Source organism: Desulfonatronospira thiodismutans ASO3-1, from assembly GCF_000174435.1.
In the GTDB taxonomy this organism is placed as follows: domain Bacteria; phylum Desulfobacterota; class Desulfovibrionia; order Desulfovibrionales; family Desulfonatronovibrionaceae; genus Desulfonatronospira; species Desulfonatronospira thiodismutans.
This window is the reverse complement of the sequence record NZ_ACJN02000001.1, coordinates 791,032-803,822: the sequence shown is the minus strand read 5'-3', so window position 1 is coordinate 803,822 and position 12,791 is coordinate 791,032. Positions and strand designations below refer to the sequence as shown.

The 12,791-nt window shown below is 52.7% G+C and carries 9 protein-coding genes; 1 reads left to right on the top strand and 8 read right to left on the bottom strand.

The features are described 5' to 3' along the window. Positions 1-196: 196 nt before the first annotated feature. The 3 genes from DTHIO_RS03680 to fdhF form a co-directional block, all read right to left on the bottom strand. The gene (locus tag DTHIO_RS03680; protein WP_008869004.1) at positions 197-2,044 is read right to left on the bottom strand and encodes an NADH-quinone oxidoreductase subunit NuoF; all 1,848 of its coding nucleotides are present in this window, start codon (positions 2,042-2,044) and stop codon (positions 197-199) included. Between the two features lie 2 nt (positions 2,045-2,046). Then, positions 2,047-2,568, bottom strand: coding sequence for an NADH-quinone oxidoreductase subunit NuoE family protein (locus DTHIO_RS03675; RefSeq protein WP_008869003.1), 522 nt, complete (start codon positions 2,566-2,568; stop codon positions 2,047-2,049). A gap of 642 nt (positions 2,569-3,210) precedes the next feature. Beyond that, the gene (gene fdhF, locus DTHIO_RS22265; RefSeq protein ID WP_083803942.1) at positions 3,211-5,907 is read right to left on the bottom strand and encodes a formate dehydrogenase subunit alpha; all 2,697 of its coding nucleotides are present in this window, start codon (positions 5,905-5,907) and stop codon (positions 3,211-3,213) included. A 406-nt stretch (positions 5,908-6,313) separates the two neighbouring features. On the opposite strand from fdhF, the gene DTHIO_RS03660 reads away from it, so the two are divergent. Then, on the top strand, positions 6,314-6,961 hold the full coding sequence (locus DTHIO_RS03660) for a DUF3334 family protein (RefSeq protein ID WP_008869000.1): 648 nt from the start codon (positions 6,314-6,316) through the stop codon (positions 6,959-6,961). A gap of 379 nt (positions 6,962-7,340) precedes the next feature. Here the strand turns inward: DTHIO_RS03660 and DTHIO_RS19480 are convergent, their stop codons facing one another. The 5 genes from DTHIO_RS19480 to DTHIO_RS03630 form a co-directional block, all read right to left on the bottom strand. After that, entirely contained in the window at positions 7,341-7,925 is a 585-nt protein-coding gene (locus tag DTHIO_RS19480) for a TetR/AcrR family transcriptional regulator (RefSeq protein ID WP_008868999.1), read from the bottom strand. A gap of 119 nt (positions 7,926-8,044) precedes the next feature. Continuing rightward, the gene (gene ftsY, locus DTHIO_RS03650) at positions 8,045-9,352 is read right to left on the bottom strand and encodes a signal recognition particle-docking protein FtsY (protein WP_008868998.1); all 1,308 of its coding nucleotides are present in this window, start codon (positions 9,350-9,352) and stop codon (positions 8,045-8,047) included. 215 nt (positions 9,353-9,567) lie between these two features. Beyond that, positions 9,568-10,248 carry a Smr/MutS family protein gene (locus tag DTHIO_RS03645; RefSeq protein WP_008868997.1) on the bottom strand — a complete coding sequence of 227 codons (681 nt, stop codon included), beginning with the start codon at positions 10,246-10,248 and terminating at the stop codon, positions 9,568-9,570. A 28-nt stretch (positions 10,249-10,276) separates the two neighbouring features. Beyond that, positions 10,277-10,996 carry an LOG family protein gene (locus DTHIO_RS03640; RefSeq protein ID WP_008868996.1) on the bottom strand — a complete coding sequence of 240 codons (720 nt, stop codon included), beginning with the start codon at positions 10,994-10,996 and terminating at the stop codon, positions 10,277-10,279. Between the two features lie 963 nt (positions 10,997-11,959). After that, positions 11,960-12,757, bottom strand: a complete 798-nt coding sequence (locus DTHIO_RS03630) for a tetratricopeptide repeat protein (RefSeq protein WP_008868994.1) — start codon at positions 12,755-12,757, stop codon at positions 11,960-11,962. Between the last annotated feature and the right edge of the window lie 34 nt (positions 12,758-12,791).

The following is a 12,791-nucleotide window of genomic DNA, read 5'->3' as shown; positions in this document are numbered from 1 at the left end:
GATGACCGCAGGAGCGGTCGGGCTACGCTCCCACGCAGAGCGTGGGAGCGATAAAAAACTTCGTGGAATAGATTTTAAATTTTATTGCTCTGTAAGCCTGCAATATATTTGAGCAGAGCACGGTCTACTCCCCTCCTTGGATAAGGAGGGGTTGGGGGTGGTTAGATATCAAGATCCTTTCATTACCCCTGTCCATTCAATCGATGGCGTCGAACATGCATTTGTCCAGGCAGAGCATGCATTTGATACATTTTTGAGGATCTATTTCTGCGGGCTGTTTCTTTTTCCATCGTACCGCTCCGGAAGGACAGTTTTTATGGCATAGTCCGCAGGAAGTACACTTGTCGGGATTTACCCTGAATTTTACCAGAGCTATGCATTTTCTGGCCGGGCATTTCTTGTTCCTGATGTGGTCTTCGTATTCCTTGGGGAAGTATTTCAGGGTGGAGAGCACCGGGTTGGGTGCGGTCTGGCCCAGACCGCAAAGCGAACTGTCCCGGATGGTGGCCGAAAGGTCTTCGAGTTCCCACAGATCCTGAATGACTCCTTCCCCGGCGCGGATGCGGTCCAGTATCTCCAAGATGCGCATGGTGCCTTCCCGGCAGGGGGTGCATTTGCCGCAGGACTCCTCCTGTACGAAGTCCATGAAGAACCTGGCCATATCCACCATGCAGGTACGCTGATCCATGACTATCATGCCCCCGGACCCCATGATGGCCCCGGCCCGGCTGATGGCCTCGTAATCCACGGGAAGATCCAGGTACTCCGCAGGCACGCACCCCCCTGACGGCCCTCCCAGCTGCACCGCCTTGAACTCCCGCTTGCCCGGAATGCCGCCCCCGATGTCGTATATTATGCTTCGCAGGGAAGTGCCCATAGGCACTTCCACCAGCCCGATATTGCGCACGTCCCCGGACAGGGCGAACACTTTGGTGCCCTTGCTGTGCCTGGTACCCACCCCGGCATACCAGTCGCCGCCGGCCTGGATTATCAGCGGCACATTGGCCAGGGTCTCCACATTGTTGAGCACTGTTGGCCGGTCCCATAGGCCCTTCTGGGCCGGAAAGGGGGGTCTGGGGCGGGGCATGCCCCGGCCGCCCTCAATGGAGCGCATGAGGGCCGTTTCCTCACCGCAGACAAAGGCCCCGGCACCCTGGTATATTTCCAGGTCAAACCCGAATCCGCTGCCCAGAATGTCAGACCCCAGAAGCCCGTATTCCCGGGCGCGGTCTATGGCGATCTGAACCCGTTCCAGGGCCAGAGGGTACTCGGTGCGGCAATAGATAAAACCCTGATCTGCATTTATGGTCCGGGCGGCGATGAGCATGCCTTCCAGTACCGAGTGGGGGTTGGCTTCCAGGATGCTGCGGTCCATGAAGGCCCCGGGATCGCCTTCGTCGGCATTGCAGAGGACATACTTAACCCCGCTTGTCTCTCTATAGGCGAACTTCCACTTCAAGTGCACCGGAAATCCGGCTCCACCCCGGCCCCGCAGGCCGGATTTCTGCATCTCCTGCAGAATGTCCTCTGGAGCCATTTCCGTTAAAGCCCTGGCAGCAGCAAAGTATCCGTCCCTGGCAATATACTGGTCAATGGATTCAGGGTCGATTATTCCCTTGTTGCGTAGCACCCAGGGAAGCTGGTGCGCGAAGAAGGGGATGTCCTGCTGGCGGGGCAGGATTTGTTTTGAGTCCGGATCTTTGTACTGCAGGCGCTGCAGGGGGGTGTTGTTTACCAGCTGCTCCTGGACAAGCTCCGGGATGTCCTGCAGGGTAAGCATTTGGTAGAATATGTCATGCGGCTGGACAACCAGAATGGGGCCCCGGGCACAGAAGCCGTTGCAGCCAGTCTCCACAACATCCACAGTGTCCTGTAATCCCCGGGTGTTGAGTTCTTCCAGCAGGGCTTCCTTGATTTCCAGACTGCCTGTAGACCGGCATCCGGTGCCCCCGCAGAGCATGAGGCACGTCTTGCGGGTAAATTCCACCCTGTGACGGTTGGCCTCCCTGATGTTCTGCAGGTCCTGCAGGTTGATCCCCGGCATAATCAGTAATACTCCTGCAGCAGTTTCAGGGCCTGGTCCGGAGTGATGTGGCCGTGGGCGGTCTGGTTTATGGTCATGGCCGGGGCCAGTCCGCAGGCACCCATGCAGCGCACCGATTCCAGGGTGAATCTGCGGTCCGGGGTGGTGGAGCCGTCATCCAGGTGATAGGTCTGCTTGAGCCTGCGCATGACCAGGTCCGCTCCCTTGACGTGGCAGGCGGTACCTGTGCATACCCGGATTATATTTCTGCCCCTGGGCTTCAGGGAAAAAAGGGAATAAAAAGAGGCCACCCCGAAGACTTCACTGGCTGGAATATTCATGCCGCGTGCGATGTAATCCAGAAGTTCCACAGGCAGGTAGCCCACCAGGTCCTGGCACCGGCGCAGGACCTGGGTCACCGCCCCGGGTATGTCTAAGCTCTCCTGGATTATCCGGTCAATGTCCTGCCACATATCGGGAGTGATATCACTGTGCATCGGCCTGAAATAATCTGAACTGTCAGTGTGTGTAATATATTCCTGCATATCTTTCAGCCTGTATCCTTTTTTTAATGAAGGGATCTCATACAACCACCCCCGGCCGTAACCATTCAGAGGGACCTCGGTGGTGGCTGATGGCACAAGGCCGGGGGACTGTCCCCGCTAAGTAATGATTATGCAGCTTCATAAAATTTCGCGTCTGTACTTTTCAGTTGTGCAGTTAAAGTGTCGCGGGGACTGTCCCCTGGCCGGCATCTGCCCCCTGAATGGTTACCCCCGGCCCATCCTTGGTTAAGGAGGGGAGCTGCACCGTGCTGGTAATACTAACAGTATTCACAGTCCCCATGTGTCAGTTCTTAATTTTTTTATATCTACAATTTCAGCTCTGTTATTTAAGACTCCTTGGATTGACACCTCAATCCATGAATTCTGATAGCTGAGACAATATTTGTGCCAGTTTGAAAAAAACATGAGCAACGGCACGGACTACTCCCCTCCTTGGCTAAGGAGGGGTCGGGGGTGGTTCGTTCTAAATGCTCATTTACCTTTTTTTGGTTCCTGGTTCCCATTTCCTGGTTCGTGGTTTCTATGCATCAAAATTAAGTTTTCAGCACGGACTACTCCCCTCCTTGGTTAAGGAGGGGTCGGGGGTGGTTCGTTCTAAATGACCACTTCCTTACTTATTCATCAATCCACAATTCCAATGCGTACTGCACAGACCTTGTATTCCGGCACCCCGGCCACGGGGTCCAGGGCGGGGTTGGTCAGCACGTTGGCCGCGGCTTCGGCGAAATGAAAGGGAATAAACACAGCACCTGGCACCGCCGCGCTGGATATGCGCACCCTGGTGGTGATCTCCCCCCTGCGGGAGCGCACCGAGACCCGGTCATGGTCTTTAAGTCCGGCCTTATGTGCATCCTGCGGGGATACTTCCAGACAGCATTCCCGCTCCAGGGCGTTCAGGCCGCGGATTTTGCGGGTCATGCTGCCGGTATGATAATGATAAAGGCTGCGCCCGGTAGTTAGCCACAAGGGAAAAGCCTCATCAATTGTCTCCTCGGGCGGTGTATATTCCACGCACTGAAATCCGGCCCTGCCTGCGGCGAATCCCTGGCTGTGCAGGATGGGAGTACCGGGGTGATCCTGATGGGGACAGGGCCATTGCAGCCCTTTTTTTTCCAGCCTTGAGTAGTTGATTCCGGCATAAGAAGGCGTAACCGAGGCAATTTCCTGCATGATATCCTGTGGTGACTGGTAGTGCATAAAAAAGCCGAACCTGGAAGCTAGATCCTGGATTATCATCCAGTCCGGCCTGGAATGCCCCACAGGCTCTATGGCCTTTCTGACGCGCTGTACCCTTCTTTCGGTATTGGTAAAAGTACCGTCTTTTTCGGCAAAGGAACATGCCGGCAGAACCACGTCGGCCATGGAAGCGGTCTCGGTAAGAAAAATATCCTGCACCACCAGGAATTCAAGGTCTTGCAGGGCCTTTCGGGTGTGCTGGGCATCAGGATCGGATAGAGCAGGGTTTTCTCCGATGACGTACAGGGCCTTTACGGCATTTTCCCCTGAACCTGCAAGCATTCCGGTCAGTTTCATCCCGGGTTTATCCGGCAGGCTTTTAACATTCCAGGCCCGGGCCATTTTTTCACGGTTTTCCGGGACCTCCACTTTCTGATAGCCGCTGTAGACGTCGGGCAGGGCTCCCATGTCACAGGCTCCCTGAACATTATTCTGCCCCCGCAGGGGATTTACGCCGCCTCCAGGGATGCCCAGGTTGCCGCAGAGCATGGCCAGATCAGCCAGGGCCATTACATTGCCGGTACCGCTTGTATGCTGGGTAATGCCCATGGTGTAAAGTATGGACGCTGCCGGGGCCCGGGCATACATCCTGGCGGCCTTTATCAGGTCCTCCGGAGGGATGCCGGTAATCCCGGCTGCATACTCCGGTGTGTATTTGCTCACGTGTTCCCGGAGCCGGTCAAGTCCGCTGGTGTGGTTGTCCACGAATTCATGGTCCAGAAGGTCTTCGTTTATGATTGCGTGCAGCATACTGTTTATCCAGGCTGTGTCGGTGCCGGGATTCTGCCTGAGCCAGATGTGAGCAAACTGCGTAAGCCTGATGCGCCTGGGGTCAGCCACTATGAGCTTTGCACCGCGGTGCTTTACAGCCCGCTTTATGGCCGCGGCCAGGACAGGGTGAGTCTCGGTGGTGTTGGATCCGGTAACCAGCAGGACACCGGCCTGTTCTATATCGTTTATGCTGTTGGTCATGGCCCCGCTGCCGAATACCCTGGCCAGACCGGCCACAGTGGGTGAGTGTCAGAGCCGCGCACAATGATCTATATTGTTGGTGCCCAGGACGGCCCGGGCGAATTTCTGGGCCACGTAGCTGTCTTCGTTGGTGGTGCGGGCCGAGGCGAACAGTCCCAGTGCATCCGGTCCATGAGACATACGGATATTTTCCAGGCGCTCATGTACCAGGTCCAGGGCTTCCTCCCATCCGGTCGGGCGAAGATTTCCGTTTTCCCGGATCAGAGGCGTCTGCAGGCGGCTGCTGGAATTGACAAAGCCGAACCCGAACCTGCCTTTGACGCACAGACTGCCGTAGTTGGGCGGGCTCTGGATGTCTCCCTCCACCCGGTACAGTACGCCGTCTCTGTGATGCAGGTACATCTGGCACCCCACACCGCAATAGCCGCAGGTGGTTTTAACCTTGTGCGTCTCCCAGATCCTGGGACTCTGCCGGGAATCTACAGGAATTATGGAGCCCACAGGACAGGCCTGCATGCACTCTCCGCAGAACACGCAGTCGGATTCCTTGAGGGGCCTGTCTCCGGCTGCTGCTATCTTGCTCTTTATTCCCCGGTAGGCATGGCTGATGGCGTTGTTGACCTGAATGTCGCAGCAGGCCTGCACACAGCGCCCGCAAAGAACACATTTGCTGAAGTCTCTGAGTATAAAGGGGTTGACCGCTTCAGTGCGGTGCAGGACTCCCCGCGGGGTAAATCTCTTGGGATTTATCTGATAGCGGTAAGCCAGGTCCTGCAGAACGCACTGACCGGAAGAGGGACAGAGCAGGCAGTCGTGCTCACCCATGGCCAGGAGCAGCTGCAGGTTAAGCCGCCTGGAGTTGACCACCCTGGGGGATTCGGTGTTGATCTGCATATCCCTCTGGGCCGGGGTAACACAGGATGCAGCCAGGTTGCGCGCCCCCTGGACCTCTACTACGCACAGTCGACAGGCACCGGTGGGCGGTGCCCCGGGCAGGTGGCACATGGTGGGAATAAATATATTGTGCATCCGGGCAGCATCCAATATGGTCATGCCCTCCTGAAAAGGCAGGTCTTGACCGTTTATCTGAAAAGTGTTCCCGGATGGCATGAAATCGTCCTTGGCTAAGATGACAGCAAAAAAAATCTGCTTACGGTTTACGAGCAATTCACGAGCAATTCACCAGATTTCCTTTATCAGGTATCATCTTTGACGAGCATTTAAAAGTCGATGAGTGAACATAAAAACCCCTTGTGCGGATTGCGGGCTTTCCATTCATGACGAGACTGCAAAAAATCGAAAGACCTGGCTATCCCGCACTTGCTGGGGCGGGACAGGCAGGAAGTATAAAATATTTAGCCTGACTGTTGTAACCAGCTGATCTTTGGGCTTTTTATTTTTTGCATCTCCGGACACCTGATGCTATAATAACTTCTGGTTTTTCCAGATAATTATCCCCGGGCCGGGGAAAGACACACATAATCAATCCTTTTCAAATCATGAACGGAGTCATGTTATGCCCAAGCAACAGGTAAAAAGTACGGACGAGATTCTGACCATTCTATGTGAAGCCATCAAATCCACCCTGGATGCAACCACTGGTACTTCCCTGCACTATTCCTCAACCTTCATAAGGACCAACAAGACCTGTCTGCGGCCGGAAATAGGCTGCTTTGTGCTGTTTGAAGGCGGTTTTGCCGGGCTGGTGGCCATGAATTTTTCTGCTGATGCCGCCCTGGAGATCTATACAAAGTACAATCTGAATATGGGCATGCCCGAGGAAGACCTGGCCAAGCATCACACCTCCAATGAGGTGGCCGATGCCATGGGCGAGCTTATGAATCAGTGCGTGGGCAAGTTCCGGCAGATGCTCAAGGCCAATGTGGGGGTAGGGGTTAACCAGACCCAACCCAAGATGGTGGCCCTGAACCAGGCCATGAAGCTCACCCTGGAGGCTGATCTTGAAAGGCCGCAGTATCGCAGGGTGGAATTCAAGACAGAAGGGCAGAAGTTCTTCTACCTGGAGATTACCCTGGAAAAGGTGGAGTTTATTTATAAGGCACCAGACAACGTATCTGTCTCCAGCCAGGGTGAGGAGTCTTCATCCAGTGACAGCGACAACAATGAAAGCCCTGAGGAGTTTATGAAAAAGCTTGGACTTTAGGTCGAGGCCACCGGACGGTTTGGTTTTTTAAAGGGCAGACATTGTGTCTGCGTATCTGTTTAGCGCTTTGCATGTGGCATGGGGACTGGCTCTTCCGGGACCCACTTGTCCCAGAAATCGAGTCATTTTAGCACAAAATGAGGCTCAAGTGGGTCCCGGAGTGCCTGTCCCCTGCTTTCCTTAACAGCGCTAAACAGATACGTGTCTGCCCAGGCTATACTAGGTTTGCTTGAAGATTATACCGGGTCATGCTCGAGGCCCGGAATAAAAAACGCTTATTCCCACACTGAAAAGGTGCTGGTGCCAGAAGTCGAAGCCCTGCCTTGATCCATACTTATCAGCGTGGTGCCTTTTTTGTGACTGGGGTTTGTGGAGAAATTTAAGAGTGCTTGACGATTGCCTTGCGGCAGAAGTCTATTGCCGTGTATTCGTAAGATATTTTTTCCTTTTTACCCAGAAGCTTCTTGCGAAGTATGCCGTTAATCAGGCAGAGCATTACCACCACCAGGTGATCCACGGGCTGGGCGTCGAATTCTCCGCTGGCATTGCCTTTTTCCAGGCATTCCCTCAAATAATCGACTATGATTTCCTGCTGCCGGTCGACAATTTTCTGACAGGTATGACTTTCGTTTTTAAGCTTGCTGGGGCAGTTGGCCAGGATGAGACGCCCTTCGTTGGGTCTGTTTTCAGCCATGTGGATATGTAGCCTGATCAGATTATTAATCTTCTCGAACTCAGTTTCGGTCTCCCTGGGAAGTTCTTCCAGCATTTTTTCGTAATCCTGAAAGATGGACCGGATGATTTCGGTGAATATTTCTTCCTTGCCCTTGAAGTGATAGTAGAGCAGGGGCTCGGTAACTCCTGCCTCCTTGGCTATCTGCAAGGTTGTGGTGTTGTCAAAACCCTGATTTGCGAAGAGTTGGGTAGCAGTACTTAGAATCTTGTGCTTCTTGTTTTTAGCCATGGTATTCATCCTGTTGGTTTCTGGTTTGCTGACAGCACCTTTATTTGAAATCTTAAATCAGCAATGTCAAGGATTTTTATTCTTTCTTTGTGGTATCAGTGAAAAACCTGTTTTGAGTGTCAACCCAGCAAAGCCCTGGCGAAACTCTCCGGCTCAAAAGGCCGGAGGTCTTCCATTTTTTCACCCAGACCGATAAAGGTAATGGGGATCTGGTGCTGCAGGGCAATGGCCACCATAACTCCGCCCTTGGCTGTTCCATCCAGTTTGGTCAGAATAATCTCGTCAATGTTTATTTCCCTTGCGAAAAGCTCGGTCTGGGACATTGCGTTCTGGCCTGTTGTTGCATCCAGAACCAGTATTGTGCGGTGCGGGCTGCCTGGACGTTTTTTCTGCATCACGCTTTTCATTTTTTTCAGTTCCTGCATCAAATCGGATTTGGTGTGCAGCCTGCCGGCAGTATCCACATACAGTACATCCGTTCCCTCGGCAACCGCCTTGTCCAGGGCCTCATAAGCCACAGAAGCCGGGTCCGCCCCGTGGCTCTTGGCGTAAAACTCTGCATCCGCGCGTTCGGCCCAGATGCCCAGCTGTTCTATGGCTGCGGCCCGGAAGGTGTCCCCGGCTGCAATCATCACCCGGCGTCCCTTCATGCGGTCCCTGTGCGCCAGCTTGGCAATGGTTGTGGTTTTGCCCACGCCGTTTACCCCTATCATCAGGATTACTTCCGGGGGGTCGGGCTTTATTCTTTTCTGAGGTCTGGGAAAGAAAGCGGCAAGTTCTTTGCCCAAAAGCTGCTTGAATTCCTGGGGATCATCTACGCTCTGCCCGGAGACTTCCGTCCTCAGCTTTTGTACAAGCTCGGTTGCAGCCTTGTGTCCCACATCGGACATGATCAGGATCTCTTCCAGTTCTTCCCAGAAGGCCTCGTCAAAACTGGTGCTGGAGCTCAGAAGCTGGTCGATCTGCCTGGAAAGCTGGGCCTTGGTCTTGCTCAGTCCATGGGAGAGCTTGATAAAAAGACGACTTTTTTCGTCTTCCTCGTCTTCCAGGTCCAGGGCCAGGGCCAGCCTGTACTGAAGTTCCGACCTGAACTCTTCCAGGTCGGTATAACCCATGTCGTCAAGCCATTTGGAAAACCGGGCGACAAAGTCTTCTGCTTCCTCTCGGGGAATTTCCAAGGCATCAAAGAAAAAATAAAGCCTTTGCCACAACAGTTCCCCCTTGGAATCAACCCCCTGCAGCAGATGATCCAGCCATACACTCAGCCTGGGCTCTGCTGCAGCCAGGGACTGCTTAAGAGCTGCCTGCCACTCCTGCTCCTGTGCGTCTGGAGTTGCTGGTGAAGGCTTATCCTTGATTTCCGGTTTTTCTGTGGTTTCTTGAGCATCGCTTTTCCACAGATTTTTGATTTTGCTGAAAAAACCCAAGTTCAGTTCCTCCAGTTCAGATTTTTATAAGGAAGGGATCTCAAACAACCACCCCCGGCCCCTCCTTGGCTAAGGAGGGGAGTTTACGCCGTGCTCGCAATTCTGAGCAGCAGGCCCGGTTGAACTTTGCCACGCCCCGCGTAAAGATAAATTATTTTCTTTGTCATTTTCTTCGCCTTTTCGTGGGGAAAAATAGGTTGCGGACATGGTCCGAGTCAGTACAGATCAATGAGGTATTTATCCCAGTGGATTTTACCCTTTGTCTTCTTTTTGCTGCGCATGAGCACGTAAAGTGCGCCGGTTCCGCCGTGTCTGGGCAGGGCGGAGCAAAACGCCAGAACAATTCTCTTGAGCGGCTCCACGGTCAGCCATGACTGGATTTCGTTTCGAAGCACGCCCTCGCCTAAGGGAGAGTTTTTGCCGCGTCCGGGGATCAGCAGTACACAGGTCTTGCCCTGATGGTACTGCTCGCGCATGAAGTGCAGCAGTTCCTGCCGGGCCTGGTCGCTGTTCAGGCCATGCAGGTCCAGGTGGGCTTCAATGCTCAGTTCTCCGTTTTTGAACCGGCGAAACGTCCTGGTATTGATGCTCTTGACATAGCCCTGAATGTATTCGTCCGAGAATTGAACATCAAACTCTACATCACCCCTGACAAGTCTGTACAGGGTATCCAGATCGCTTTCTTCCTGCAGAGGCGCGCCTTCTGCTGCAGGCTCTGTCTCCAGGGGAATGTCCCGTCCCTTGCCCTTGAGGGGTTTGACCCCGGACATGGCCGTCTGAAAGAGATTCTCTTCACTCTTATCTTTCTTCTTTTCAGGAGGAGCGGGTGGTTCTGGGTTTTTTTCCTTCTTCCTGGAAGAGATCTTTATTTTCTTAAGCTCTTTTAAAGATTTCATTAAATCATGTCTAAGCAAAAAATATCATTTATACAGGCTCTTCCTGGGAAGTGTCCGTCTTCTGACATGCAACGCCGTTTTTCTGAAAAGAGTGCAGGTCCACCTTGTTTTTAATCAGGTCCACAACTTCATCGGCAGTGTCCGCCATGCAGAAGAGGGAAAAATCGCTTTTCTTCATGTAGCCTCTGGAGACCATCTGTTCAGTCATCCAGTTTAAAAGGCCGTCCCAGAAGTCCCTGCCCACAAGGATAACCGGAAAAGGTTTGATCCTTCGGGTCTGCATCAGGACCAGGGTCTCCAGGAGTTCGTCCATGGTACCCAGTCCGCCGGGCATGACTACATATGCCTTGGCGTACTTTATAAACATGACCTTGCGGACAAAAAAGTACCTGAAATCACATCTGAGATTTATATAATCATTGGCTTTCTGTTCAAAGGGCAGCTTTATATGCAGACCCACAGAGTTGCCCTGGGCATCATAGGCTCCCTTGTTGCCCGCTTCCATTATGCCCGGACCTCCTCCGGTAATGATGTTGAAGCCGGAACGGGAAAGGCTGTTGGATATATCGTATGCCATGCGGTAATATTCGTCATCCGGATTCAGCCTGGCTGAACCGAAAATGGACACCGCAGGCCCCAGGTCATTCATTTTTTCAAAGGCGTCAACGAATTCGGCCATGATTTTAAAAAGACGCCATGAATTGGTGTATGAAAGGTCTTCAATAAGGTACTGTCTTGAGTTAGCCATAGGGATTCACCTGATTCCGGGCTTGGTTTTTTTGAAGTTTATTGCGGCATGCCTTGATTTGGGCCTGAGGATAACATGTCAGTTCAATATGTCCCGCAAAACGGTTTATCCCCGGGGATCTTTCAGGCAAGCCGGATACGGACTATAATTATAAACCACCAACAATTCAAGCCTGGCTGGAATCCGGTTTTTTATCAAGGGGTCTGACTGGTGATGTGGAGGTATGGCGAAGGAAGGGATCTCAAACAACCACCCCCGGCCCCTCCTTGGCTAAGGAGGGGAGTTTTATGGAAGGGATCTCAAACAACCACCCACGGCCCCTCCTTGGCTAAGGAGGGGAGTTTTATGGAAGGGATCTCAAACAACCACCCACGGACTTAAGAAGTATGGGAGTATGGGCGTATGGGCGTATGGGAGTTAAAATATCATTACACCCACACATGGATACCCCCATACCCCCATACTTATCTTATCGTTCCCACGCTCTGCGTAGGAACGTTTTTCAACCGCTCCTGCGGTTATTTTGGACGCGGAGCGTCCGAAGAAGTTACCAGCCTGTCTGGTTCAAATTTGTGCCAGACGCCTATGTGGCTTACTGCTGAAATCTTGTCATAAAAAACAAGAAACTTGGACAGGATTAACCACGCCAAAGACGCGTGGCAGGCATAGATGGACAGGATAAGCAATCTGCGGCCGGAAGCCGCAGATTGCATTAACCATCCAGCACTCACTTTCTTCTGGGATTCATGAGAGCCGGAAAAAAAGTGAGTGCTGGAGTGATAACCTTTTGGCCTGGCTTCCGCCTGTCCCGTTTAATTGCTCGCAGAGCAAGCCCGAAGGGCATTAAACTGGGAGCCAGGACAAAGATGATTTTCTCTTCATCAATCTCTTAATCCTGTTAATCCTGTCAAAAAACTCTTTCATTTATTGGGTTGCGGGCAAAGCCCGCCTTAGAAGTGTAAACTAAATTTTTTTCTGGGAATAGTGGAGCATTTTGCGGGCCTGTTCAAAATCAGGGTTTATCTCAAGTGCCTTATAAGCGGAGTGCAGGGCCTTGTTCCATTGCTGCATATCCATGTAAAGCCGGCCCATGTTGAAGTGCAGATATTCATCCTGGGGAGTTATTTTCAGGGCCTGACTATATGCTTTTTCAGAGTCTTCAAACCTGCCCAGTTTGCGCAGGGCCATTCCCAGGCGGTTGTAAATGTGAACTGACCTGGGGTTGTCCCTGTAGGCCATCTTCAGATAGTCCAGGGCCTTTTCATAAGCTTCGGCGCTTATGAGAATATCAGCTATGTTTATCTTCAGATCAAAATCGTCTGTGAACTCGCGGACCAGTTTGCGCAAAGAGGCATCCGCTTTGTCCTGTTGCCCCTCCTTGAGCAGGCTGCGGGCTTTTTCCAGGGTGTCTGTTTTTCTTTTTTCCATTTCCGCCAGCGACTCTTTGGCTTCTGAAGTCATTTCCTCCTGCAGGGCGCTTTGCAGTTCCCTCACGTTCTGCAGCAGCTCCTTTTCCTTGCCCGGTTCAAGTTTCAGCAGAACCGGGTAGACCTGGCGAAGAGCCTGGTTGGAATTCAGGGCGTGCAGGGAGCGGTCGATCATTTCCAGGAATTCCTTTTTTTCGCTCTGCATCAGGTTGCCCTTGAGAAAGGTGGTAAGTCCTTCCTGCAGGGCGGTTACTGCGGCCAGGAGCTTGTCCTGTTTCATGAGAGACGGGATGTTGGTCAGGTTTTTTCTGGCTTTGTTCAGTTCTGCTGACATGTGTTTTTACTGCCTGGGGGTGTGTGTTTGAGTA